The following is a 25,430-nucleotide window of genomic DNA, read 5'->3' on the forward strand; positions in this document are numbered from 1 at the left end:
TTAGCGTCCCTGGGCGGTCAGGATGGCATCGAGGCGCGGATAAACCCGGCGGGCATTGCCTTCGAACACCTGATGGCGTTGTGCGTCGGTCAGGTTCAGCGCGTCGATATAGCGCTTGGTATCGTCGAAATAATGCCCGGTTTCGGGGTCGATACCGCGTACCGCACCGACCATTTCCGACCCGAACAGGATATTATCAAGGTCGATCACCTCGAACAGAAGATCAATGCCCGGCTGGTGGTAGACGCAGGTATCGAAGAAAACATTCTTCATCACATGGTCGCGCAAATGCGGTCGCTTTAGCATATCCGCCAGCCCGCGATAGCGCCCCCAATGATAGGGCACCGCGCCGCCGCCGTGGGGGATGATGAAGCGCAACGTGGGGAAGTCGCGGAACAGATCGCCTTCGATGAACTGCATAAAGGCGGTGGTATCGGCGTTGATATAATGGGCGCCGGTCGCGTGGAAATTGCAGTTGCACGAGCCGGAAACATGGATCATCGCCGGAACGTCAAGCTCCACCATTTTTTCGTAGAACGGATACCAAGATTTATCCGTCAGCGGCCGCGATGTCCAATGCCCGCCCGAGGGGTCGGGATTAAGGTTGCAGCCGATAAAGCCAAGCTCCGTCACGCAGCGTTCCAGTTCGGCAATCGAATTGGCAATCGGTGCGCCGGGGGACTGCGGCAATTGGCAGACGCCGACGAAGAACTGTGGGTAGAGATCGACGACCCGCTTGATCAGATCGTTGCAGGCGCGCGTCCAGGCCTGGGAAATCGCCTCATCGCCCTCGTGATGCGCCATTGCCGAGGCGCGGGGGGAGAAAATCGTCAGGTCCGCGCCGCGTTCGCGCAGCAGGCGAAGCTGGTTTTTTTCCACACTCTCGCGGATTTCATCGTCGCTGATCGCGGTGGGTTTCGGCGGCGGGCGCGACGGATCGGCAAAGGCGGCAAGCTGTGCCGCGCGGAAATCTTGGTGCGGGCCGGGGGCGGTCGTGTAATGGCCGTGGCAATCGATAATCATTCGGCGGCATCCTTTAGGCCGAAAGCCGGATGGGCGCGGATGGCGTCCAAAACATCGGTCAGGCTTTCGGCAGTATCGGCGGTCAGAAATTGCGGTGCCCAGGCGTGGCGGTCGGCGCTGGCCGCGCTCATCCAGGCCGGTAGCCCGGCTTCGGTGACCGTGCGGGCGACTTCCCGCATCTCTTCCGCACGGCGGGTGCCGTGGACGAGCGAGCGGGAAATCATATAGCGCGCCAGTTTTTCCCAATCCGGGCCAGGCAGCAGATCGGCGAGGGAGGTTAGCACCCGATCCTCCACCCCATAGTAACGGGCGGCGAGCAGGGATTCGGTCAGCAACGCTTCGATCCCTTTGATCATGACGCTGCGGCACATTTTGGCGGCGGAGGCTTTGCCCAAGACCTCCGAAAACACCGTCAGGCCGGAAAACCCCAGCGCGGCAAGATCCTGCTTGGCGGCCTCGGCTGCGGGGCCGCCAAGCAGGATCGGGGTTCCCAGGCGCTTCGGCGGAAAGGGCGACATGACGGCGGCTTCGACGTACACGCCGCCTTGGCCGGAAATCGCGGCGGCGGCGGCTTGCTTCTGACCAGGAGAGGCCGAGTTGAGATCGAGATAGCGGGCGCCTGCGGCCAAGCTGGGGGCGACCGCTTCCGCCGCCGCCAGGGTTTGTGCCGCCGTGACGGCAGCGAAGACCCAATCGGCCCCCGCAACCGCAGCTTTCGCCGAGGGCAAGACCGCCAATCCCCGCGCGGCTGCCTGTCGGGCTGGGCGGCTGTCGGGATCGGTAAACTGCGTATCCCAGACGGTTAGAGAGGCTTTGCCAGTCAGATCGTCCGCTAGAATTTGGCCGACCTCGCCAAAGCCAATCAAGGCAATGCGCGTCATGTCTGCCCCTCCCAAACGCTCCGAGGAACATAGATCGCCCCGCGCATCAGCTTGCGCGCGGTGCGCAGCAGCGCGGCGCGGCGCACGGTAACCTGCGGCGCGTCGATGGTCCCGCCGATATCCACATCCATATCGACCGAGAAAAAGCCGGTAGGATGTTCGACATCAAGAACGCTGAGGCCCGCTGCTGCCGGGCCAGCGACATCGGCGGCGATGGTGCCGGGCAGCACGCAGGCGGTGGCGACACTGACGGCGGCCAGCACGCCGATAGCATCATGCACGCGGTGCGGAATAAAACTGCGCGTCATAACCACGCCGCCGTTTTGCGCGGGGGCGAGCAGGGTCATTTTCGGAACGGTCTGGCGCGTCACATCGCCAAGGGCCATCAGCGGGCCGACTGCACGGCGGATGGCCTCCACCCGCGCCTTCAGCGCCTCATCCCCCTCCAGCGCCTCGACGCTTTCATAGCCGGTCTTGCCGAAATCGGCGGCGCGCATCAGCACCACTGGCATACCATTATCGATGCAGGTTACGTCGATCCCGTCGATGGTATCGCGCAGCCGCCCCGTGGGCAGCAGGGCGCCGCAGGTCGATCCGGCGACGTTCAGAAAATCGGTTGGAATCGGGGCCGCAGTGCCGGGAACCCCATCGATCCGCGCGGTCCCCTCGTAACTCACCTGGCCTTTGGGGGTTTGAACATAGGCGACGGCCAAACCGCCGCTATTGACCATGTGAATGCGTACCGGCGTTACGGGGCCGCTGACGGGCACCCAACCGTTTTCAATCGCCCATGGCCCAACCCCGGCCAGGATATTGCCGCAGTTCTGCGCATCGCTAACCTCGGCGCGATCCACGACCACTTGCAGAAAAAGATAATCGACATCGGCGTCCGGGTGGGCCGAGCGGCTGAGAACGGCGACTTTGCTGGTCAGCGGATGGGCGCCGCCCATGCCATCAATCTGGCGCGCATCGGGCGACCCCAGCGCCGCCAGCAGCACCCGGTTGCGGGCGGCAGGATCGGCGGGCAAGTCCTGCGCCTCGAAATAAAGGCCTTTCGACGTACCGCCGCGCATGATCGTGCAGGGAATTGCGCGCTGCATCGGGGGTTACTCCGCCTTGGCCGAGCGGTAGACCAGCCCTTTTTCGGCAAGGCGCGGGCGCATATTATAAATATCAAGGCCGAGTTCCCCGGCCTGTAGGCGGGCGCGGGTGCCCGCTTCCTTGGCTTCGCGCGCGGCGCATTTCTCGATAACCGCAGCGGCTTGGGCTTGCGGTACGACGACGACACCATCGTCATCGGCGACGATAACATCGCCCGGATGAACCACGGCGCCCGCGCAGACGACGGGCAGGTTCACGTCACCCAAAGTTTCCTTGACCGTACCCTGGGCATAGACGGCCTTCGACCAGACGGGAAAGCCCATTTCCGTCAGGGTCGCCGTATCGCGCACCCCGGCGTTGATGATCAGACCGCGCACGCCGCGCGCCATTAACGAGACGCCGAGCAGGTCGCCGAAATAACCATCCTCGCAAGGGCTGGTTGGCGTAACGACGAGAATATCGCCTGCCTGACATTGTTCGACCGCGACGTGGATCGTCCAATTATCCCCCGGCGCGACCGTGCAGGTCACGGCGGACCCGGCGATATGGGCGGGGCGGAAGATCGGGCGCAGCCCGGCGTCCATCAGTCCCGTGCGCCCCTGGGCTTCATGAACCGTGGCAACGCCAAATTGGACGAAACGGTCCAGAAGATCGCGCGGTAAGCGGGGAATATCGGTGACTACCGTCGGCATGGCGTTTCTTCCCTCAACACGCAGCAGCTTCGGCTGCCTTTCTTAAGGGTATTCAGCCTGAGTTTGCGCCGACGCACGAGACATAAGCCCGCTGCTTGATATAAAATTTTGTTAGACCTGACCAGAAGGCCGAACCGATGGACCCGATCGTCCTGCCCAAGCTTCGCCTGTTGCGCGCCATCGCCGTTACGGCAAAGCTGGGGCAAACGCGCGCGGCGGCGGATGCGCTGCATTTAACCCAACCCGCCGTTACCCAGGCGATTGCCCGGCTGGAAGCGACCCTCGAAACCCCACTGTTCACCCGCAGCCCGTCCGGCGTTTATCCGACCGATAGCGGCCTGCGGCTGGTGACGCGGATTGACCGCGCCTTCGACCATCTTGCGGTTGCCGAGCGCTTGTTTCCGCCGGAGGGGCGACGCGGGGCGGGGTGGCTGCGCGATGTGCTGACACTGGTTCAGGCCCGCGCCTTCGTGCAAACCGTCCGGGCGGGCAGTCTAACGCTGGCGGCCCAGGGATTGGGCGTCTCGCAACCAAGCATCAACCGCGCGGTGCGGGAGTTGGAACTATTGGTGGGGCGCGATCTCTTCGACCGCACTCCGCGCGGGATGGAGCCGACGCGGGAAGCGCGGGCGCTGGTCCGCCCCATCGCGCTGGCACTGACCGAAATCGAGCAAGGGGTGCAGGAGGTACGCGAGCAGCGCGGCATGATGGATGGGGCCGTTACAGTGGGCTGCCTGCCGCTGGCGCGGACCCGCATTCTGCCGCAGGCGGTGCTGGCGCTGCTCGGTGATTTCCCCGATGCCCGGTTGCGCATTGTCGATGGTGCCTATGCCGACCTGCTGGATGATCTCCGCCACGGCGGTATCGATTTTATTCTCGGCGCCCTGCGTCAGCCGGTTCCAACGCCGGAAATCGAGCAGGAAGAATTGTTCCGCGAACCCTTGTCGATCATCGTGCGGCGGGGCCATCCAATCCTGACGCTCGCGGCCCCCAGCCCGGCTGATCTTGCCGCGCTGGATTGGATCGTCGCGGCCCCAGGGGCCCCCGCCCGCCAACAGTTCGAAGACTTCTTCCACCGCGCAGGGCTGGCTGTGCCTAGGCGGTTGATCGAATGCGGCTCCCTGATCGCGACCCGGTCATTGATGCTGGGGAGCGACCGGGCGACCGTTTTATCTGCTCGTCAGGTCAGCCACGATGTGGCAACCGGGCAACTCGCCGTGCTGCCCGTTCCGCTACCGGAAACAGATCGTCCCATTGGTCTCGCAACCCGAAAAGGTTGGCAGCCAACGCGATTGCAGGCGGCCTTGCTCGACTGCATCCGCGCTTCGGCAGCGGCTCCGGGATAGGCTAGATAAGAGGTGCTGTTTACGACGCCGCCCGCTGGTTCAGTAAATCGAGCGCCACATCTATACTCATATCTTCCTGTCCGCCGACCATGCGCCGCCGGCCAAGTTCCATCAGAATATCGCGGGTATCGACAGCATAGGTTTTGGAGGCATTTTCCGCGCATTGCCTGCGCCCGCACCCATCCTAACCAGCGACGCATCGACGTGCACGGCCCCGACCTCAATCTCGGCCACTGTATCAGCGAATTTAATGTTCCAACTGGCAATGCGGCTGACCGATTAGCTCTCTAAACCCAACCGAGGTCTCAAAATCAGCGGGAGAAGCCCTGATCCGAACCCGGTGCGGCAACCGACGCGCGGTGTACGAGTGGGACCGGCCAGACCTCCTGGATCCCCTGTGGCGTCGCGCCACCCAAAAGGGCCAACAGATGTTCAGCAACGCGGACACCTGCCGCTCGAATCGACGACGAGCTTGTCGTCAGCGGCGGATTCAGCCCGGCAGGATCGACGGCGGGTAGGCCATCATCATGAGCGACAACCGAAATATCCTCGGGGACGCGCAAGCTACAATCGCGCAAAGCGCGCAAACATCCGAGGGCTTCGACCATGCTGGAGCACAGAAAGGCCGTTGGGCGCGGGGTTTCGGTCAGTGCCTCCCGCGTCTGCCGATAGCCGTTCTCCTCCGACATACTGGCCGAGAAAATCAACCGGGGATCGGGCGTTAAGCCCGCATCGGCAAAGGCTTGTCTGTAGCCATCGAGGCGATGCTGCGCGAACGTATAGTCGGTTAAGCCATTCAGGAGAACGACGCGCTGGTGCCCGTGCGCGATGACATGGGCTGCCTGGGCATAAAAGGCGCCGCGATTATCGATGTCCATAAATGGGTAGGGGACCGCAGCCTGTGTTCGCCCATGCAGTACAAACGGTAATCCCAGATCCATGAGCAGCGGCACACGCGGGTCTTGGACCAAAGGGCCTGATAGAATGACGCCATCTATCTGACCAGAAGCCGCCAAATTTCGATAGGTTTGCAGATCGTCGCCCGTCGTTTCGGCCCCCGAGAGCGCCAGCATCACCCCTCTTTCGGTACAGTGCGAGACGACGCCGACCAAAAACTCCATGAAATGCGGATCGAGCAGAAGATTGGCTTTCGGGGGAAAAACAACGCCGATTGCCCCGGCGCGCCCGGTCGCCAGCCGGCGAGCAACGGGATTAGGGCGATAGCCAAGTCGCTCAGCGGCCTCGGCCACGCGGGCCTTGGTTTCTTTATTGACCTCGGGGAACCCATTTAACGCCCGGCTTACCGTCGCGCGCGAAAGACCGAGCGCCTCGGCGAGTTCCTTTAACCGGATCTGTGCTGCCATTTTTCTAAACCGACTGTCCCCACGTTAACCGAGTTTAGCGCCCTTCAAAAAAGAGCGCGAGCAAAGATAGGCGGGTTGACGCCCTGTCCCGTTCAGCCGTATGGTTGATGTGTTCAAACCGGTTTAAATGCGGTTTCCGACACAAAACAACTCATGAGGCGGCCAAAGCCGCCCGGTTTTTGGGAGAGAACCATGCGTCGTTTCGCAGCTTTCGTAGCGCCCACGTTAACGGCGCTTCTGTTTTCCGTCAGTGCGTCGGCGGTCGAGATTTCACTCTCGTGTGGGGCCGTTGGGGCTGAATTAACCCATTGCCAAGCCGGGGCCGACGCGTGGGCAAAGGCCACCGGACACACGGTCAAAATTGTCTCGACCCCCAATTCCGCGACCGAACGGTTAGCCCTCTATCAACAGATCCTGGCGAGCGGCAGCAGTGATATTGATGTATTCCAAATCGATGTGATTTGGCCGGGGATTCTGGTGAATTATATGATTGATTTGACGCCCTATGCGAAGCAAGAGACGCTTCAGCATTTTGTGTCGATCGTTGCTAATAATACGGTCAATAATAAACTAGTCGCGATGCCGTGGTTTACGGATGCTGGGCTTTTATATTATCGGAAAGATCTGTTAGAAAAATATGGAACGAAAGTACCAACCACTTGGGCCGACCTTGCAAGCGTTGCCGAGAAAATCCAGGCAGGTGAGCGTAAGGCTGGCAACGACAAAATGTGGGGCTTCGTCTTTCAAGGGAAAGCCTATGAAGGATTGACCTGCAATGCGCTTGAATGGGTCGATTCGTTCGGCGGCGGCACCTTCATGGATGATGCGGGTAAAATCACCGTCAATAACCCGCACGCCATCGAAGCGCTGAAAACGGTAGCAGGATGGGTTGGCTCCATCACCCCAGAAGGCGTGCTTGGCTATGCCGAAGAGGAGGCCCGAGGTATTTGGCAATCGGGCAATGCCGTTTTTATGCGGAATTGGCCCTATGCTTGGGCACTGGGGCAGGCCGCAGATAGTCCGATCAAGAATAAGATCGGCGTCGCCGCGCTTCCGAAAGGCGGGGCCAATGGCAAATATTCAGGCGCGCTCGGGGGATGGCAGTTATCAGTCTCTAAATTTTCGAAAAATCAGGCTGTAGCGGCTGATTTGGTCATGTATTTGACCAGTGATGCCGAACAGAAGCGCCGTGCCCTGGTAGGTGGGTATAATCCAACCCGTCCTGCCCTGTATCAGGATAAGGAAATCCTAGCGGCGAACCCCTTCTTCGACTCGCTCTACGAAACCTTCACCAATGCGGCCGCCCGACCGGCAAAGGCGACAGGGGCGAAATATAACCGCGTCTCCAACGAAATCTGGAATGCAACGCACGCGGTTCTGTCGAAGAAGGAAACGGCAGAGAAAGCCGTCCCGGCTTTGGAAGCCGCCTTAGTGCGCGCGATGCGCTGACCCTGCCGTTCATCGAAGCGGGGGCTTTTTAAAGGTTCCCGCCGTCTCACTTTTGGAGCGACAGCCAATGGCTGGGCTTTCACGCCGCAAAGCGCGGGCTGCTTGGATCTTCCTTGCACCAATGCTGATCACGCTCGCCGCCATCGCCGGATGGCCGCTGCTGCGCACGTTCTGGTTTAGCCTAACGGATGCTTCGATGGCCGATTTATCGGCCTGGAAGTTCATCGGCTTCGACAATTATCTGATGAAAGATCAATATGGTTGGGGTGGGTTGTTGGTCGATCCCGACTGGTGGCGCGCGGTCTATAATACGCTGGTTTTTACGATCTTATCGGTCACGCTAGAGACGATTTTTGGCCTGTTGGTCGCTCTCGTCCTCCATCAGCGTTTCTTTGGTCGTAGCTTTATCCGTGCCGCTATTCTTGTGCCTTGGGCCATTCCAACGATTGTTTCGGCGAAAATCTGGGCGTGGATGCTGCATGACCAATTCGGCATTCTGAATTCGATGATGCTCAGCCTTGGGCTGATTACTCAGCCGATTGCCTGGGCGGCATCGCCGGATACGGCCCTAGCCGCAATCGTTCTGGTGGATGTCTGGAAGACCACGCCCTTTATGGCCCTTCTGTGTCTAGCTGCGCTGCAAATGCTTCCAACCGATTGTTACGAGGCGGCCCGACTGGACGGTATTCCGGCCTGGAGGCTGTTCTTTAAGGTAACACTTCCTCTGATTCGACCCGCCTTGATGGTGGCGGTTATCTTTCGGGCGCTCGATGCTTTGCGTGTCTTCGACGTCATCTACGTGCTGACCTCTAATACGCGGGATACCATGTCGATGTCGGTCTTCGCCCGACAGCATCTCGTGGAATTTCAAAGCGTTGGGTATGGCTCAGCGGCGTCAACGGCGCTGTTCATGGTTATTGCGCTGTTGACCGCGCTCTATCTGACGCTTGGGCGGGTCAAGCTCGCCGCTGACCCGAACTGAAGGGGATTGCCATGGGATTCCAACGGTCTAAATCGGGCAAAATCTTTCGGCGGATCGCTTTCGCAGGCGCGGTCCTGGCTATCGCCGTAATCGCCCTCTTTCCGTTTTACTATGCGATTCTGACTTCTTTTAAAACAGGCTCAGCGCTGTTTCAGGTTAGCTATTGGATCGGGGATATAACTCTTATCAATTATCAGTCGATTTTCCGCGAACAGCCGTTTGGCCTCCAGATTTTAAATTCGCTGCTCGTCGCGACCGTCGTGGTCGGCCTATCGCTGCTTCTCGGCGTGACAGCGGCCTTTGCTTTCGGTCGGGTGCGATTTCGAGGGCGCGGTCTGTTGCTGGTGACGGTGCTTGCGGTCTCAATGTTCCCGCAGGTGTCTATCTTGTCGGGCATGTTCGAGCTGGTGCGCGCTTTGGGTTTATACAACCGCCTTCCCTCGCTCATCCTCTCGAACCTTGTCTTGACGCTGCCGTTCACGGTCTGGGTATTCACCACCTTCATGCGGGAGTTGCCCAAGGAGTTGGAAGAAGCCGCCTATGTGGACGGGGCGACTCCCTGGACCGTCGTCCGGCGTGTTTTTCTGCCCTTGATGGGACCGGCCTTAGTAACGACGGGGCTGCTCGCCTTCATCGCCTCTTGGAACGAGTTTCTCTTCGCGCTCACCTTCACGCTGTCCAGCGAAACCCGAACGGTTCCGGTAGCGATTGCCCTGATCTCTGGGGCAACCGCGCTGGAACTGCCTTGGGGGGGCATTATGGCGGCATCGGTGGTTGTGACGGTCCCGCTGATCCTTCTCGTGTTTATTTTCCAACGACGCATCGTCTCGGGCCTGACGGCCGGGGCGATCAAAGGATAGATGATGACGAATGTAGACTGGTGGCGCGGCGCGGTACTCTATCAAATCTATCCGCGCTCGTTTTATGATGCCGATGGCAATGGCATCGGCGATCTGCGCGGCATTACCGCCAAGCTGGATTATATTGCTTCCCTGAACGTCGATGCGATTTGGGTCTCGCCATTTTTCCCGTCGCCCATGGCAGACTTCGGCTATGACGTCTCAGATTTCTGTGGGGTTGACCCGCTGTTTGGAACTCTGGCCGATGCCGATGCGCTGATTGCGGGCGCCCATGCGCGCGGCTTAAAAGTATTGATCGACCTCGTCATCAGCCATAGTTCGGATCAGCACCCTTGGTTTGTTGAGAGCCGCCGCGACCGACATAATCCAAAGGCCGATTGGTATGTCTGGGCCGATGCGGAGTCCGATGGCACGCCTCCAAATAATTGGCTATCGATTTTCGGCGGTTCGGCCTGGGAGTGGGATGCCCGGCGCCGTCAATATTACCTCCATAACTTCCTGAAGGCGCAACCCGACCTAAACTTTCATAATCCCGATGTTCAGGCGGCGGTTCTCGCGGCGGCGCGTTTTTGGCTCGAGCGCGGCGTTGATGGCTTCCGGCTCGATACGGTCAATTTTTACTTCCATGATCTAGCCTTGCGATCCAATCCACCAGCCCCGGCGGATGCGGCGGTCAATACAGTGCCGCGCAGCAACCCTTACGGTTTTCAACTGCACCTCTATGATAAAACCCGGCCCGAGAATTTGGGTTTCTTGGAAAAATTGCGGGCGCTTCTCGATCAATATCCGGGCACGACGACGGTGGGCGAGCTTGGCATCGACAATGATGTCGCCGAAACAACCGCAGCCTATACCGAGGCGGGGAAGCGGCTTCATATGGTCTACGGGTTTGACTTACTCGCCCCCAATGTAACGGCGGTTGATATTCGGCAGGCGGTTGAACGGACCGAGGCTGGCTTAGGGTCCGGCTGGATTTCCTGGGCCTTGTCCAATCACGATTTTCCGCGCGTGATTTCCCGGTGGGGGTATGCAGACGTTGCCCCCCTGGCGGCCCCGATGCTGATTGCGCTCGCAACGGCTTTACGCGGATCGCCGTGTCTGTATCAAGGGGATGAACTCGGGCTCATCGAGGCGGATGTGCCGTTCGAGCGTTTGCAAGACCCTTATGGCAAAACTTTTTGGCCGGAGTTTAAGGGGCGCGATGGGTGCCGAACGCCGATGCCCTGGGCGGCTCAGGCGCCCTTCAGCGGTTTTTCTGACGTAGACCCATGGTTGCCGATCCCTGCAGATCATGCGCATGCCGCCGTCGACCGACAAGCGGCTGATCCGGCCTCCCCCCTCAATCGCATTCGCCATTTCTTGAGATGGCGGCGCGGCGAAGCGAGCCTTCGGCACGGCGCGATCCGCTTCTTCGATGCGCCGGCGCCAGTCCTCCTATTTCAGCGCGGCGATGACCGACTATGTGCCTTTAACCTGGGGCGCGAGGCGGTCGAGGTTACGTTACCGCGCGCTGGGCATGTCCTGCGGGAGAGCGGCTTCGAGGCCGATCTGAGCGGGCAGACCTTAACCTTGCCGCCCTTAGGTGCGGCCTTTTTGGCAGATTCTTAGAGGGACGGACGATGGCGGGTGTTACGCTGCGCGGGGTACGCAAATCCTTTGGCCAGATCGAGACCATTCACGGAATTGATCTCGATATTCCAGATGGCAAGTTCCTGGTTCTCGTTGGCCCATCGGGTTGCGGCAAGTCAACCCTCTTACGGTTGTTGGCCGGATTGGAAGAGGTCAGCAGCGGTACGATCAGCATTGGCGAGCGCGATGTGACGGGCTGCACCCCTGCCGAACGGGGGGTGGCGATGGTCTTTCAATCCTATGCTCTTTATCCCCATATGACCGTTGCCGAAAATATGAGCTTTGGCCTGGAGATGAAAAAACTCTCCAAGACTGAAATTCAAAACCGGGTTTCGCAGGCCGCTGCGCGCCTGGAGTTAACCCCCTTGCTCGACCGTTTGCCGAAGAACCTCTCCGGCGGTCAGCGCCAGAGGGTTGCAATCGGGCGCGCCATCGTGCGCGATCCCAGTGTTTTTCTGTTCGATGAGCCTTTATCCAACCTCGATGCCGCCTTACGCGTTCAGATGCGCCAGGAAATCGCCGAACTGCAACGAAGTTTGAAAGTCACGACGGTCTACGTCACCCACGACCAGGTTGAGGCCATGACAATGGCTGATATTATCTGCGTCTTGCGCGGGGGAACGATCGAACAGGTTGGAACGCCGCTCAGTCTCTACCATCATCCGCATAATCAGTTCGTTGCCGGGTTTATCGGAACCCCGTCAATGAACTTTCTTGATACGCTGATCATCGATAAAACCGAGGCGCGCCCCACTGTTCGGCTTCCGTCGGGACATAGTTTCAGCCCAACCGTAACCGCCGCCGATGCGCGCCCCGGGGATAGGGTTTCGCTTGGGTTGCGGCCCGAACATCTCGCCTTAACCGCGCCCGAGGGGGCCGAGCTAACGGGAACGCTTCGCACTGTCGAACGGTTGGGGGAGGTTCACTACGCCTATATCAGTTTAGCCGATGGGCAGGCGCTGACCGTGAAGGGCAGCGGGGATACGGCGCTTTCCGCTGGGGATCTCGTTGGTATTGTCCTTAATCCTGCCGAAAGCCATTTGTTTAACAGTCAGGGCTTAGCCTGGCCGCGGGTGAACTGACAGCGGTATTGGGGGGGGCGCATCATCATTGTGCGCAGCCGGGCGGGATTACTCGACCTGGCCCACCGGTAAACAGCGCCGTCACGATTAAACATTATACGCTGCAGTCGTGGGCGTGTCTCGGCGCGCTCGAAATATATTACCGGCTCTCGGAGTAACTACCGCGACCTCATGTCCTTGGGTGCTCAATCCAATGCTTCCCTCTCGGCAACGCTGGGTTTCGAACCGTTCACCTCGCGGTCATCGGGCGCCGTGCCGCCTTTGATCGAACGACAGGGGTAATATGGTCGCCGTCTTTAGCTTGGGTAACGGCAAGATCATAGGCGGCTTGCAGGGCCGGGGAGATTGTTCACATCGTGGTCATGCGACGCGGGGAGAAGGCGCAACCCGCACCCTTGACTCCTTCAGTCAAAATAGAACATAAGATGAACAATGTTGATGTCATCCTCTCTTTATCCTTCGTCGGTCGTGGGGCGGCGGGATGCGCGCCTCAGCCCGCCCGAGGACCGCGCACTTGTCTCCCTTGGCACGGCGGACCTTGACGCATTCCTCCCGTGGGGGGGATTGCCCAGCGATGGGTTGCACGAGGTGTGCGGCAATGGGGCGTTCGGGTGGGCCGCCGCGCTCGCCGGGCGGGCGTTGGCTGAACGGCAGGGGGACATGTTTTTTCTGGGGCCGCCAAGCCTGTTTGGCCTCTATCCGCCCGGCCTCCAGCGGTTCGGGATTACACCGGACAGGGTGCTGATTGGCGAGGCAAAAGCCGAGAAGGAGCGGCTCTGGGCCTTAGAGGAAGCGTTACGCAGCGGGTGTTTCGCTGCCGTGCTGGCGGTCGCCGATAGCCGCGATCTTACGGTCTCGCGGCGGCTGCACCTGGCCGCAGAGGCAGGGGAGAGCATGGCGCTACTGCTCTGCCGAACCGGCGGGGCAAGTGCGGCGCTCACCCGCTGGGACGTCGCCCCTATAGCCGGGGACGGAAAGCCGCGCTGGCGGGTTTCTCTGCAGCGCTGCCGGGGCGGACGGCCCGCCGAGTTTATCGCGGGGTGGGAGCATGACGCGCTTTGTCTCTATCCAACTGCCCTTCTGGGCGACTGATCGGCTGGGGTGGCCCGCCGACCGCCGGGCGGCCCTCCTGACGAAAGACGGTAGCGCCCTTTTGCTCGCCGCGGTCACGCCCGCAGCCGCGCGGGAGGGGTTGCGGCCTAGTCAAAGGCTGGCCGACGCGCTGGCGGCTTTTCCTGATTTACCTGTGGAGACGTTCGAGGCGGAGGCAACCCATCAGGCGCTGGTTCGTCTCGCCGCCCGGTGCCGCCGTTGGTCGCCGCTGACCGCACCGGATGGCGAGGCGGCGCTGCTGCTCGACGTGACCGGCGTTGCGGGGCTGTTTGGGGGGGAGGAAGGGCTGATGGCGGATATTGCCGCCGCCTTTACGGGCTTTGGGCTGCATCACCGCCTTGCGCTGGCAGAGACGCCGGGGGCAGCTTGGGCCTGGGCGGCGTTCGGCACGGGCGGAATTTTGCCGGTCGGATCGCTGCGCCAGATGCTGGCGCCGTTGCCGGTGGCGGCCTTGCGGTTAACGCCGGACGTGCTGGCCGGGTTGCATAAGCTCGGACTGCGGCAGATTGGGGCTTTGCTCGACCAGCCGCGCGCCCCGCTCGCCAACCGTTTTGGGCAGCAAGCCGTGCGGCGGCTCGATGCCGTGCTTGGACGGACCCAGCAGGCGTTGCGCTGGCAGAAGCCCGCCGTGCGCTATGTCGAACGGACACCCTTTGTTGAGCCGATTGGAACGCGCGAGAGTGTGGAAGCGGCGCTCGGTCATCTGCTGACTCGGCTGATCGACCGGTTAACAGCGGCGGGGCTGGGCGTGCGGCGGTTGGTCTTCATCCTGGAACGGGTGGACGGCACTTGGCAGGATTTCAGCATCGGCACGGCGCAAGCGGAGCGCGATCCGCGCGTGCTGGCGCGGCTGTTCCGCGATCCGCTGGATGGCCTCGACCCTGGTTTCGGGATTGAGGCCGCGCGATTGGAGGCGGTTGAAACCGCCCCCTTCCTCCGCCGTCAACCGGGGCTGGACGGGCGGGCCGTCATCCGCGACCGGCTTGCCCCGCTGCTCGACCGGCTGCGGCAACGGCTGGGGGACGCGTCCGTCTATCGGCTGCATCCCCAGGAAAGCCATTGGCCGGAAGCTGCAATCCGCCGGGCCGATCCGCTTGCGCCAGTACCGTCTTTTGCCGCCCCGCCGCCGCCGCGCCCGATGCAGCTTTACACCCCACCGCAGCCCGTGGAGAGCGATGGCGCCGACTATTTCATCTGGCAGCGCCGTACCCATCGCATCCGCCGCGCCGAAGGGCCAGAACGGATCGCCCCCGACTGGTGGCGGACGCCGGAGAGCCCGGCGCGGGATTATTGGCGGGTAGAGGATACGGCGGGCGGGCGGTTCTGGCTGTTTCAGACCCGCCCGAATGATCAGCCCGGCCCTTGGTTTCTGCACGGGGTTTTTCCATGATTGCCTATGCCGAGCTTCAGGTGACGAGCAATTTCAGCTTCCTGCGCGGGGCGAGCCATCCCTGGGAGTTGGTCGGGACGGCGGCAGAGCTGGGTTATACCGCCATCGGGTTAACCGACCGGAATAGTCTTGCCGGGATCGTGCGGGCGCATGTCGCGGCGCGCGGCAAGAAAATCCGCTTTCTGCCCGGCTGCCGTCTCGATCTTCAGGATGCGCCGTCGCTGTTGGTCTATCCACAAGACCGCGCGGCCTATGGCCGTCTTTGTCGCCTGCTAACCTTGGGGAAGCGCCGGGCAATAAAAGGTGAGTGCATCCTGTGGGCGGAAGATTTGGCGGGGGCTTTGACCGGCCATCAAGTCATCGCCCTGACCGAAACGCCCATCGGTATGGAGTGGCTGGGGCACCTGAAAGCGATGACCGATCCCGGCGCGCTGTCGCTTGCCGCCAGCCATCTACTGACCGCCGAGGCCGAGGCCCGCCTTGCCACAACCGCCGCCCATGCCGCTGCAGCGGGGGTGCCGCTCATTGCCGTCAATGATGTGCATTACCACACGCCGAACCGCCGCCGTTTGCAAGACGTGCTGACCTGCATCCGCGAAGGCTGCCGGATCGAGGACGCGGGCTTCCGCCTCTTTCCCAATGCCGAGCGCCACCTAAAGGCACCCGCCGCGATGGCCGCCCTGTTCAGGGACTATCCCCAAGCGCTCAACCGGACGTGCGATATTGCCGAAGCCTGCCGCTTTTCGCTGGATGAGCTGCACTATGAGTATCCCGAGGAGCCAATTCCAGCGTGGCTGACCCCGCAAACCTATCTTGAACGGCTGACCTTTGAAAAAGCGGCGGGCCGCTATCCCAATGGGGTGCCGGAGAAGGTTGAGGCACTGCTGCGCAAGGAACTCGACCTGATCGGCAAGCGCGATTTCGCCCGCTATTTCCTGACGGTGAACGATATCGTCGAGGAGGCAAACCGCCGGAATATTCTCTGCCAGGGGCGCGGGTCGGCGGCCAATTCGGCGGTCTGCTTTGTTCTGGGAATTACCGCAGTCGATCCCGCTGATAGCGAGGTTCTGTTCGACCGCTTCATCTCCGAAGCGCGGGAGGAGCCGCCCGATATCGACGTGGATTTCGAGCATGAGCGGCGAGAGGAGATTATTCAGTATCTCTATGCCCGCTATGGCCGCGACCGGGCGGGTCTGGCGGCAACCTTGATCTGTTATCGTGGTCGCAGCGCGATTGGCGAGGTCGGCAAGGTCATGGGCTTGTCGGAAGATACAACGCGCGCCCTGGCCGGGCTGGTCTGGGGCAGTTATGGCAGTGGCGTGGAGGATGATCAGGTGCGTAAGGCCGGGTTCGATCCGACCGAACCGCGCCTCGCCGAAGCCTTGCGCCTATCGGCGCAGATTATCGGTTTTCCCCGCCATCTCTCCCAGCATGTCGGCGGGTTTGTGCTAACGCGCGGCCTGCTGGAAGAACTGGTGCCCATCGGCAATGCCGCGATGGCGGACCGTACCTTCATCGAGTGGGATAAGGACGATATCAACGCCCTGCGGATCATGAAGGTCGATGTGCTGGCGCTGGGCATGCTGACCTGCATTCGCCGTGCCTTCGACCTGCTGGCCGAGCGCTACGGCCTGCCGATGACCCTGGCGACGGTGCCGCGCGAGGACCCAGAAGTTTACGATATGCTGTGCCGCGCCGATACGCTGGGTGTCTTCCAAGTGGAAAGCCGGGCGCAGATGAACATGCTCCCCCGCCTGAAGCCGCACTGTTTCTACGATCTTGTTATTCAAGTCGCTATCGTCCGCCCCGGCCCGATCCAGGGGAACATGGTGCATCCCTTCCTAAAACGCCGGGATGGGCTAGAGAAGCCCGACTATCCGCCGCGCCGGTCGCCCGATGGCCGTTTGCTGACGGGGGAGAATGAACTAAAGGCGGTTCTCAATCGCACCCTTGGGGTGCCCTTGTTCCAAGAACAGGCAATCCGTATCGCCCAGGTTGCGGCAGAGTTCGACGCGCAGGAGGTGAATGATCTGCGCTATGCGATGGCGACCTTCCGGCGTCGGGGCACGATCGAAACTCTGGAAAAGCGCATGGTCGAGCGCATGGTCAAGCGCGGCTATGATCGGGATTTCGCCCAACGCTGCTTCGATCAGATCAAGGGTTTCGGCGATTACGGTTTCCCGGAAAGCCATGCCGCCAGCTTTGCCCGGCTGGTCTATATTTCGTCCTGGCTGAAGTGCCATTTTCCGGCAGTGTTTGCGGCGGCCTTGCTCAATTCGCAGCCGATGGGGTTTTACGCCCCGGCGCAGATCGTCCGCGATGCGCGCCAGCATGGGGTGGAGGTCCGCCCGCCCGACGTGAATAGCAGCGATTGGAATTGCACCTTGGAAGCGGCGGTCGGCGGTTGGGCCTTGCGCCTCGGCCTGCGGTTGATCGACGGGTTGGGGGCAGACAGCGCCGAGCGGCTGGTGACGGCGCGGGCGCGTGGGGCCTTTCGCTCGGTCGAAGCTGTGCAGCATCGGGCCGTGCTGAGCCGGGCGCAGGTCGAAGCTTTGGCGAACGCCGATGCTTTCGGCTCCTTGGGGCTCTCCCGCCGCCGTGCCCTATGGGCCGCTAAAGCCCTAACCGCAGAAGCCCCCCTGCCGCTGTTCGCGGCGGCCGGGGAAGGGGCGCTGCTCTTCGCCGAAGCCGAACCGATCCTGCCGCCCGCCCCGCCGGAAGAAGCCGTGATCGAGGATTACCGCAGCCTCAGCCTGTCCTTGAAGGATCATCCCATGAGCTTCCTGCGCAACGCTTATCGCACGCAAGGGGTGCTCTCTTCGGCAGAAATCGCGGCGCTGCCGGATGGGGCGCCGGTCATGGCGGCGGGATTGGTCTTAGTCCGCCAGCGGCCCGGCACGGCGAAAGGCGTCGTCTTCATCACGCTCGAAGACGAAACCGGCATCGTCAATGCCGTGGTCTGGGCCAAGGTCATGCAGGAGTATCGCCCGGTATTGATGCAATCGCGCCTGCTGCTGATCCGCGGCAAGCTTCAGCGCAGCGATGCGGGGGCCGTGCCGATCCTACACCTCGTCTCCGATCATTTGGAGAACCGGACCAATGACCTTCTCGCACTGACGGGAACGACGCCAACCGCCTCATCAGGCTATCGCCCTGTTCTGTTCCGTCACCCGCGCGACGTGCAGATCATTCCGAAAAGCCGGGATTTTCATTGAGTGAAGGTGATTAGCGACGCGAAGGCTGTCTCATGGTTGTCTTGTTTGCTAAAGGACATGCTACGCCCCTGTACACGAAATGCCTGACAGGCCCCAATTGCTATGAGAATGCGGCGGTTGAGACATTCTTCCAAAGTTTGAAGGCTGCAGTGCTCTGGCGCCAAAGCTAGCCCGCGCAGACGACATTCATAACTGGGCAGGATCAGCCCCCTCGCATGCGAAACAAAGGTGGCATGGCAAGATAGATGATCGCCCAAATCCGGAACAAGTCCAGAAGGCTGACGGCTGAACTTAGGCCGCTGTCCCGAGCATGCCTAAGAAAATCGGTAACGGGGGTGTTTCATCGCGTAACTTTCCATCACTGCCATGCGAAGCAGAGAAAACCGTGCGACTGGCCGGTCCTCCGCAGGAGCGTGTGATGATCCAAGATATTTTTCGCCTAACCCACACCTCCGATCATCCCGATGCCGTCGCGGCCTTCGAGCGCGCGACGGAAGAGGTGGCGGGGCATCGGCGGGATGCCGGGGCGGCGCTCGGCGAGGCTTTGGCCGCCGACCCGCAATTGGTCGCGGCGCACTGTCTCAAAGGCTTCGCGCAACTGATCTTGGCCCGGTCAGAGCTTCAGCTTGGGGCGGAAGCGGCCTTACTGGCGGCTGAACAGGCCTTGCAGGCAAAAGGCGGTTCGGAGGATGAAACCCTTTTAGTCTTCGCCCTGCGTCGAGCGACCGAGGGAAAATTTCACGCGGCCGCCGACCTGCTGGATATAATTACCGACGCGCGGCCAACAGTGTTTTTACCACTAAAGTTAAGTCACGCCCTGCGCTTTATGGTGGGCGATTTGGCGGGCATGTTGAAATCTACCGAAGCGCTTGCCCCGGCCTATGATCCGGCCTTGGAAGGGTACGGATATTTCCTTGGCTGTCATGCCTTCGCATTGGAAGAAGCCGGGCGCTACGACGATGCCGAACGGGTGGGCCGAGCGGCGGCATTGGCCGAACCAAGGGATGCCTGGGGCATTCACGCTGTGGCCCATGTCTATGAAATGCGGCATCAGCCCGCCGATGGAATTGCGTGGATCAACGAACAGCGCGCGGCTTGGACCGGCTGCAACAATTTCGCCTATCACCTCGCGTGGCACCAGGCGCTGTTCCATCTGGAGCAGGGCGAGACGGATGCAACCTTTCATCTCTATGATACTGAGATTCGGGCGCAACCTACCGATGATTTCCGCGATATTACGAATGCGGCGTCACTGCTTTGGCGCTTGTCCGAGCAGGGGATTGCAGTTGGTGGTCGCTGGGAGGAGTTGGCCGACCGCGCGCGGCACCGCAAGACCGACGGAACATATATGTTCGCCGCCCTGCATCATTTGCTGTCACTTTTGGCGACCGGGGATTTTGCCAGCGCCCAGGAATGCGTCACGATGATTGGCACGCGGGCCGAGGGGACAGGCGATCAGGCGCGGGTGGCGGCCCATGTCGCCCGGGATTTGGCCGAGACCCTCTTGCGATCAGCGCAAGGCCAGCTTCCGCGCCATGATTTGTCGGAGTTGGCTGAACGGCTGCCGCTCTTGGGGGGAAGCCACGCACAGCGCGATGTCTTTATGCGCGCCCTTGCCCATAGCGCCGCCCGGCAGGGCAATCGCCGCGAAGCCGCGACCTTGCTGCGTCTGCGGGCCGAGCGGCGACGGGTGGACCGGTTTGCCGAACGGATGTTTCACGCTTTGGCGACGGTCCCCGCTGCGGTTACGCTGCCGCCGACGCAGCCCCTGTGGCGGCATCACGCTTAAGTGTCTGGAGGTTCAATGTCGGCGTCTTTCCCTTCGCCGCGCGCTCTTGCCGGGGTGCGAGTTCTTGATTTATCGCGCATCCTGGCAGGGCCAACTTGCACGCAATTATTGGGGGATTTAGGGGCGGAGGTGATTAAGGTCGAACGCCCCGGTACCGGCGACGATACGCGGACATGGGGGCCGCCGTTCGTTCAAAATCCTGCGGGGGAAGAGACCGATCTGTCAGCCTATTACCTATGTGCGAACCGCAACAAGCAGTCGATTGCCATTGATCTTGCGACAGAGGCAGGGGCCGACCTTATCCGGCGGTTGGTCGCGACTGCCGATGTGGTGATCGAGAATTATAAGCCCGGGGATTTGGCCCGGCGCGGTTTGGATTATGACGCGCTGAAGACGATCAAGCCCGATCTGATCTGGTGTTCGATTTCCGGCTTCGGCCAAACCGGCCCCTATTCGGACCGGATCGGTTATGATTTTCTCGTGCAGGCCATGGGCGGGATCATGAGCATCACCGGTCAGCCCGACGCTAAGGGCGGCGAGCCGGTGAAGGTTGGGGTCGGGATCGCCGACGTCGTTTGCGGGCTTTACGCGACGATTGGTCTGCTTGCCGCCCTCCGCCACCGTGATGCGACGGGCGAGGGCCAGATGATCGACCTAGCCCTCTACGATGCGCAGCTTTCCTGGCTGATCAATGCCGCGACCAATTTTCTTGTATCGGACCGGGTGCCGCAGCGTTTAGGCAATCGCCACCCCAATATCGCGCCCTATCAAACTTTTCGGGTGGCCGATGGGTATATTGTCGTCGCCGTCGGTAATGACGAGCAGTTCCGGCGCTTCGTTGCCGAACTCGGCCTGCCCGATCTCGCCGACGATCCGCGCTTTCGTCGCAATCGGGATCGCCTCTTGGCGGTCGATGCGCTGGAGGCAGCGGTTCTTCCGGCGCTCGCGGGCGATACGGTCGCCAATTGGTCCGACCGGCTTGCGCGCTGCAAGGTTCCTGCCGGTCCCGTGGCCAGCGTTGCAGAGGCTCTTGACAACCCCCATACAAAAGCACGCGAGATGGTTGTGTCCCTGGATGGTCCAGGCGATACCGGGCCGGTTCGGCTGCTGGGAAATCCCTTGAAGTTCAGCCGGACGCCGGTTGCCTATGATCGGGCACCGCCGCACCTTGATCAGGATCGGCTGCCGGTGTTAGCCGGGCTGCTGGGGTTGAGCGCCGAGGAGATCCAGGATTTGACCACGCGGGGCGCCTTCGGTTCCGGCGCCCCTTCGGAGGCTTGATATGCGCATTGCCGATGTGATTGCTCAAACGCTTGCGGCGCACGGTATCCGAACCGCCTTCGGCATGCCCGGCGGCGAAGTCGTCACGCTTCTGGATGCGTTGGAGGCGGCTGGGATCGCCTTTACGCTTGCCCGGAACGAAACGGCGGCGGCGATGATGGCGGCGGGTGCATCGGCCGTCACCGGTGCGCCGGGGCTTCTTCTGACGACCTTAGGGCCGGGGCTTGCCAACGCGGTGAATGGGATTGCCGACGCGCACCAAGAGCAGGTGCCCCTTATCGTTCTATCTGGGATCGTCGAGACCAGCGTTCGGGGGCGTTACACGCATCAGATCCTTGATCATGCTGCCTTGCTGCGCCCCCTCGTAAAAGCCAGTTTTGAGGTCTCGGCAGAAGGCGCGGCGGAAACCGTTGCCCGGGCGCTAGCGCTCGCCGTGCGGGCGCCGGCGGGGCCGGTTCATATCGATCTTTCCCCGGTTCTGGCGGCGCAGGCGGCGCCGGCATCGGCCCGTCCGCTGGCCCCGCCCGCGCGCCGTCATCCAGTACCGGCGGGCGACGATCCGATCCTGCGGGCGGTCGCGGATAAGATCGCCCACAGCCGTCATCCGATCATCCTCGCCGGGTTCGACGCCGCACGCTGTGGTGCGGCGGCCGCCGTGACCCTGCTGATGGACCAGCAGCGCATTCCCGTGATCACCACCTATAAAGCGAAGGGCTTAGTGCCGGAAGATCATCCGCTGTCCCTAGGTGGCGCCGGGCTCTCCCCGAAGGCCGATACCATTTTACTGGCCTTAATCGCCAAGGCCGATCTCGTGTTGACCATCGGTTACGATCCCATCGAAATGCGAGCGGGGTGGCTGGATGCTTTTCCGGCAACGGCGCAGGTCATTGATTTAACGGCCTATCCCGCCGACCACGGGATGCACCGGATTGATCAGCAGATCATTGGCCCGCTGCCCGGAACGATTGCCGCCTTAAACTGGGCCTTGGGCAAAGGATCGCCGTCGGGCCACTGGGCCGCAGGGCAGGCCGTGGCGGCGCGGACGGCCTTGGCGACGGCCTTTGCGCCCCCGACCCCCTGGGGGCCGCACGCGGTTTTCGCCACGCTGCAAGCCGCCTTACCGGAGAGTGCGACGGTGACGGTCGATAGTGGGGCCCATCGGATTTTATTTAGCCAGATGTGGCAAACCCGGCGTCCGCTATCGGTCCTGCAGTCGGCGGGTTTCTGTACGATGGGCGCGGCGCTGCCACTTGCCATTGGTGCCGCGCGCGCCGGGGCATCGGGGCCGGTGGTTGCCATTATGGGCGATGGCGGTCTTGAAATGACGGCAGGTGAGCTTGGCACCCTGCGCGATACGGGGCTGAAGGTGATCGTGCTGGTCGTTCAGGACGTTAGCCTTGCGTTGATTGCGCTGAAGCAAGCCCAAGCGGGTCTGGCCCCCGCCGGGGTGGCGATGGGACGAACCGATTATGCCGTATTGGCCCAGGCTTTCGGCGGGGTTGGCGTGACGGTGGCGAGCGCTGAGGCGCTGAAGGCGGCCCTCGATCAGGCGCTTTCGACCGATGGGTTTAGCCTGATCGCGGCGACCGTCGATGCGAACGCCTATCGCGGCGCCTTTTAGGCGCCTAGCCCGCCTGCTCGCGGGGCTGCTGCTCGCAGCCCCCGCCTTGGCCGGGGGGCAGATTACGGCGGAGACCCTCGACAGTCCCCGGCTGGGGCGCCCTTTGCCTTACCGGCTTTACACGCCCGGCGAGGGATCTGGGCGTTTACCAGTGCTGTATCTTTTCCATGGCTTGCGCGGCGATGAGACCGACTGGCCGAAGGACGGGGGGATTGCTGCGATTTTAGACGCGGCTATCCATGCGGGAGAGATCCCACCGCTCTTTGCCGTTATGCCCGGTGTTGGCAATAGCTGGTATGTGGATAGCGAGGCGTTTGGGCCGATAGCGACGGTTCTCTCCGACGATTTGCTCCCAGCGATTGATACGAAGCTTCCAACGCAGGCCTGTCGCACGGGCAGGGCCGTCGCGGGCTTATCGATGGGCGGGCTTGGGGCCGTACTACAAGGGTTGCGCCACCCGGACCGCTATGGGGCGATTATCAGCCTATCCGGGAGCCTGTTTGACCCCGTCCCACCGAATGCCGATCCGGCAGTCTTAGCGCGGTTTCGGATGTTTGGCCCGGTATTGGGGGTGCCAATCAGCGTCGAGCGCTACAACGCAGCGAACCCGTTTCTTACGCTGGCCGCACTACCCACTCAAGGCCCACGGCCTGACCTATGGGTCGCCGCGGGGGACGATGATTATCCGATGATCTTGGTCGGCAGCGCCAAACTGCACATCGAGGCGCAGCGAGCGGGGTTGGCGTCAGAGTTTCGGGTTATCGACGGTGGCCACGCTTGGGGCACGTGGCGGCGGGGGCTGTTCGACGCGCTGGTCTGGCTTGGCCCCCGCCTCAAGCCGTGTGCGGACTAAGCTTTTTTGCCACTCCACGGGGCGGACTTATACCAGCCCATCACGCGGGCGATACCGTAGAGGGTTAGAAAACCACCGAGGTTGATGATGATCTGCCCGAGAGGCCCATCGCCAACCTTAAGAATGATCAAGCCCGCGACATTGGCCACAATCATCCCCCCGACAAAAACCGATAACCCCTGCTGCCCTAAGTGTTCGAAGGGGCGCAAAATTCGGGCTTTCGCAATCCCTGGCCGGGCGATCAGAAGCCCGTGCAGCAGATAGGCGGTCGCGAGGAAATGGGCGAGACGGAACGGATCGAGATTGGTTTTATCAAGCTGCCCCCCAAGCGCGTGCCACAACGCGGCGTCGCCAAGGCCCAGGCCATCAGGCAACACCCGATAAATCACCCCGACCGCGACCATCCCCCAAGCGAGGACCGTGAGCGTCGCGGATCGGGGCGGCACGGGAAGCCAGCCGCGCTTGAAAGCAAAGCCAAGGAAGAAAATGACTTGCCAGGCAAACGGGTTGAGCAGCCAGTGGCGGCCTGTCGAACTATCAGCAATTGGATCTAATCCATAGGCCGCATTCGCAAGATAGAGCGCGAGCGAGACGACGAGCGGTAAGCGCCGGTCGAGCTTTTCCAGCAGCATCATGCCCGGCACCATCGCCAGTAGCACGATGTAAACCGGCATAATATCGAGCGATGCGGGCACCCAATGCAGCCAAAAAGCCTCGAAAATCGCCTGCGCGGGGCTCGCCAGCAAATGACCGACGCCCAAGGCGCCGACTAAGTCGCGCCCGGTCCAGACGCTGCCTTGGTAGGCGACGGCAATGATCGCGAAGAGCAAGAAGAGGTGCGCAACACCCAATTGGGCGCAGCGATAGGCGATCCGCCCGGCACCGGTCCAGAAGCCGTGCCGCAAAAAGGTTCCGCCAAAGGCGATGGCCGACGCTATTCCCGAGATAAAGACAAAGCTATCGGTCGCGTCGCTTAAGCCGAACCGGGCCGGAATGACGCTCCAAAGCCAGTTGCTGGGAACATGGGCAATAAAGATGATAAAGAGAGCGATACCGCGCACGACATCCAGCCGAGGATCGCGAACGCGGGCAGGGATCGCCAGGGACTTGGCGCTGTCTGTCTGGATGGCAGCGGGCACCGTCAGCGTCTCAAGCGCGAAGGACACGGACCAATCTCCTCAACGGGCGGCTGCAAGGCGCTTGGTGCGGATTAGTGCCCAGAGCGCCAGCAAATCCGACCGGCGCAAGTATGCGATGAGCAGGCCAAAAACCCAGACCGCGCAGGCTTTCTTGAACAGGTCGGCGCCATCATTGTAGGGATCGATGCCGAGCGGGCTGACGACGTGAAAGAAAATTGCACCGGTCATAATGCCGGTCGCCATGAGCGCCCCGATCGCTTGGGTACGCGGGTAGAGAATGAGCAGCGAGGCGATGAGTTCGGCGACACCCGTCCCGATCCGCATGGCGGCTTCGTAACCCGGAAAACCAAGCCATTTGGTTAGAATATCAAACAGATAAACGCTGCCTGGATGACCGGTGAATTTATATTGAAGATACCACAGGAAGACCCAGGCGATGAAGAGTGCCGGGGGCCAGGGAAGGAAGCGGTTCAGGGTGGCGGGCATAGCGGACCTCGGGATGAAAGGCGGTTGATGCTTGTTCGCTGCCACCACGGCGGGAGTTACAGAGGGCACGGTCGTAGCAGTTCAAATGTAAGCGCGAATTTCTCAGCACCTTTTGAATTCATCGTGTTTTGGCA

At 61.6% G+C, this 25,430-nt stretch carries 20 protein-coding genes and 1 pseudogene; 13 read left to right on the forward strand and 8 right to left on the reverse strand.

Annotated features, from left to right (window positions below; translation table 11 throughout):
* From CHR90_RS01280 to CHR90_RS01295, 4 genes are read right to left on the reverse strand one after another with little or no spacing between them, the layout of a single operon-like run.
* Entirely contained in the window at positions 1-1,023 is a 1,023-nt protein-coding gene (locus CHR90_RS01280) for an amidohydrolase family protein (RefSeq protein WP_094406936.1), read from the reverse strand.
* Entirely contained in the window at positions 1,020-1,904 is an 885-nt protein-coding gene (locus CHR90_RS01285; RefSeq protein ID WP_094406938.1) for a DUF1932 domain-containing protein, read from the reverse strand. Before CHR90_RS01285 ends, CHR90_RS01280 begins: the two co-directional genes overlap by 4 nt.
* Positions 1,901-3,004, reverse strand: a complete 1,104-nt coding sequence (locus CHR90_RS01290; protein ID WP_094406940.1) for a 4-oxalomesaconate tautomerase — start codon at positions 3,002-3,004, stop codon at positions 1,901-1,903. The genes CHR90_RS01285 and CHR90_RS01290 overlap by 4 nt, the downstream gene beginning before the upstream one ends.
* 6 nt (positions 3,005-3,010) lie before the next feature.
* Positions 3,011-3,697, reverse strand: a complete 687-nt coding sequence (locus CHR90_RS01295) for a 4-carboxy-4-hydroxy-2-oxoadipate aldolase/oxaloacetate decarboxylase (protein ID WP_094406942.1) — start codon at positions 3,695-3,697, stop codon at positions 3,011-3,013.
* Positions 3,698-3,834: 137 nt separating this feature from the next.
* Here CHR90_RS01295 and CHR90_RS01300 point away from each other — a divergent pair, with 137 nt between their 5' ends.
* On the forward strand, positions 3,835-5,043 hold the full coding sequence (locus CHR90_RS01300; protein ID WP_094406944.1) for a LysR family transcriptional regulator: 1,209 nt from the start codon (positions 3,835-3,837) through the stop codon (positions 5,041-5,043).
* 19 nt (positions 5,044-5,062) lie between these two features.
* Here the strand turns inward: CHR90_RS01300 and CHR90_RS19585 are convergent.
* Positions 5,063-5,194: pseudogene (locus tag CHR90_RS19585) on the reverse strand (4-hydroxy-2-oxovalerate aldolase); the annotation flags it as partial.
* A 160-nt stretch (positions 5,195-5,354) separates the two neighbouring features.
* A complete protein-coding gene (locus CHR90_RS01310) occupies positions 5,355-6,407 on the reverse strand; it encodes a LacI family DNA-binding transcriptional regulator (RefSeq protein WP_212668581.1) in 1,053 nt (350 codons plus the stop codon).
* Positions 6,408-6,599: 192 nt separating this feature from the next.
* Between CHR90_RS01310 and CHR90_RS01315 the strand changes: the two genes are divergently transcribed.
* The 12 genes from CHR90_RS01315 (at position 6,600) to CHR90_RS01370 (ending at position 23,671) form a co-directional block, all read left to right on the forward strand.
* A complete protein-coding gene (locus tag CHR90_RS01315) occupies positions 6,600-7,856 on the forward strand; it encodes an ABC transporter substrate-binding protein (RefSeq protein ID WP_094406946.1) in 1,257 nt (418 codons plus the stop codon).
* Between the two features lie 67 nt (positions 7,857-7,923).
* Positions 7,924-8,838, forward strand: coding sequence for a carbohydrate ABC transporter permease (locus CHR90_RS01320; RefSeq protein WP_094406948.1), 915 nt, complete (start codon positions 7,924-7,926; stop codon positions 8,836-8,838).
* 11 nt (positions 8,839-8,849) lie between these two features.
* Positions 8,850-9,698: a carbohydrate ABC transporter permease gene (locus CHR90_RS01325; protein ID WP_094406950.1), complete on the forward strand. Its 849-nt coding sequence runs from the start codon at positions 8,850-8,852 to the stop codon at positions 9,696-9,698.
* A complete protein-coding gene (locus CHR90_RS01330) occupies positions 9,699-11,306 on the forward strand; it encodes an alpha-glucosidase (RefSeq protein ID WP_212668582.1) in 1,608 nt (535 codons plus the stop codon).
* Positions 11,307-11,317: 11 nt separating this feature from the next.
* A complete protein-coding gene (locus CHR90_RS01335) occupies positions 11,318-12,409 on the forward strand; it encodes an ABC transporter ATP-binding protein (protein WP_094406952.1) in 1,092 nt (363 codons plus the stop codon).
* Positions 12,410-12,847: 438 nt separating this feature from the next.
* The gene (locus CHR90_RS01340; RefSeq protein ID WP_141210839.1) at positions 12,848-13,501 is read left to right on the forward strand and encodes an ImuA family protein; all 654 of its coding nucleotides are present in this window, start codon (positions 12,848-12,850) and stop codon (positions 13,499-13,501) included.
* Positions 13,458-14,912 carry a Y-family DNA polymerase gene (locus tag CHR90_RS01345; RefSeq protein ID WP_094406956.1) on the forward strand — a complete coding sequence of 485 codons (1,455 nt, stop codon included), beginning with the start codon at positions 13,458-13,460 and terminating at the stop codon, positions 14,910-14,912. Before CHR90_RS01340 ends, CHR90_RS01345 begins: the two co-directional genes overlap by 44 nt.
* Positions 14,909-18,127, forward strand: coding sequence for an error-prone DNA polymerase (locus tag CHR90_RS01350; protein WP_094406958.1), 3,219 nt, complete (start codon positions 14,909-14,911; stop codon positions 18,125-18,127). Before CHR90_RS01345 ends, CHR90_RS01350 begins: the two co-directional genes overlap by 4 nt.
* A 418-nt stretch (positions 18,128-18,545) precedes the next feature.
* Positions 18,546-19,916, forward strand: a complete 1,371-nt coding sequence (locus CHR90_RS01355) for a tetratricopeptide repeat protein (protein WP_094406960.1) — start codon at positions 18,546-18,548, stop codon at positions 19,914-19,916.
* A 15-nt stretch (positions 19,917-19,931) separates the two neighbouring features.
* On the forward strand, positions 19,932-21,197 hold the full coding sequence (locus CHR90_RS01360; protein WP_094406962.1) for a CaiB/BaiF CoA transferase family protein: 1,266 nt from the start codon (positions 19,932-19,934) through the stop codon (positions 21,195-21,197).
* A 1-nt stretch (position 21,198) separates the two neighbouring features.
* A complete protein-coding gene (locus CHR90_RS01365; protein WP_094406964.1) occupies positions 21,199-22,818 on the forward strand; it encodes a thiamine pyrophosphate-binding protein in 1,620 nt (539 codons plus the stop codon).
* Entirely contained in the window at positions 22,790-23,671 is an 882-nt protein-coding gene (locus CHR90_RS01370) for an alpha/beta hydrolase (RefSeq protein ID WP_094406966.1), read from the forward strand. Before CHR90_RS01365 ends, CHR90_RS01370 begins: the two co-directional genes overlap by 29 nt.
* Here the strand turns inward: CHR90_RS01370 and CHR90_RS01375 are convergent.
* Both CHR90_RS01375 and CHR90_RS01380 read right to left on the reverse strand, forming a co-directional pair.
* Positions 23,668-24,837: an OpgC family protein gene (locus CHR90_RS01375; protein WP_094406969.1), complete on the reverse strand. Its 1,170-nt coding sequence runs from the start codon at positions 24,835-24,837 to the stop codon at positions 23,668-23,670. The genes CHR90_RS01370 and CHR90_RS01375 overlap by 4 nt on opposite strands.
* 12 nt (positions 24,838-24,849) lie before the next feature.
* Positions 24,850-25,296, reverse strand: coding sequence for a DoxX family protein (locus CHR90_RS01380; protein WP_094406971.1), 447 nt, complete (start codon positions 25,294-25,296; stop codon positions 24,850-24,852).
* Positions 25,297-25,430: the final 134 nt, after the last annotated feature.

It is taken from the genome of Elstera cyanobacteriorum (genome assembly GCF_002251735.1).
In the GTDB taxonomy this organism is placed as follows: Bacteria; Pseudomonadota; Alphaproteobacteria; order Elsterales; family Elsteraceae; genus Elstera; species Elstera cyanobacteriorum.